The organism is Nocardia amamiensis, assembly GCF_015477605.1.
Lineage (GTDB): Bacteria > Actinomycetota > Actinomycetes > Mycobacteriales > Mycobacteriaceae > Nocardia > Nocardia amamiensis_A.
Genome location: NZ_JADLQX010000246.1, coordinates 1 through 420, shown reverse-complemented (window position 1 = coordinate 420; position 420 = coordinate 1). Strand labels below are relative to the sequence as shown.

At 62.1% G+C, this 420-nt stretch carries 1 protein-coding gene; it reads left to right on the top strand.

Going from position 1 to position 420, the window contains the following annotated elements:
- Window positions 1–195: 195 nt before the first annotated feature.
- Window positions 196–420, top strand: a 225-nt coding sequence (locus IU459_RS37680; RefSeq protein WP_195134326.1) for a transposase, incomplete at its 3' end; no start/stop codon positions are given.

Genomic DNA, 420 nt, shown 5'->3' with positions numbered 1-420 from the left:
TTCCACGACAACCCAATCCGATCGACGCAGTCACCATCGCCCCACACTGGCGTACCGCATCAACCACATCGCTGGCCAACGCAACACCCAGAACCGACCAACCTTAAGTCACTGGTATTGAGGCTAAGAGATCAGTTCAGAATGAGTCGGCGTGTCGGTTTGGCTTGTGGGGCAATGGTTCCCACACTTCTCGGTGTGGTTGACGGGGTTGTGACTGATGAGTTGTGGGCCAGGTTGGAGTCGTTGATTCCGGTGCGGCAGCGTCGGTTTCGCAACCCGGGGCGGCGCAGGGCCGATGACCGGGCGGCTCTGGAGGGAATCCTGTGGGTGGCGCGTACCGGCATAGGGTGGAACCGGGTGCCCACGGAGTTGTTCGGGGCCTCGGGCGCGACGTGCTGGCGATGGTTGGCCGAGTGGCAG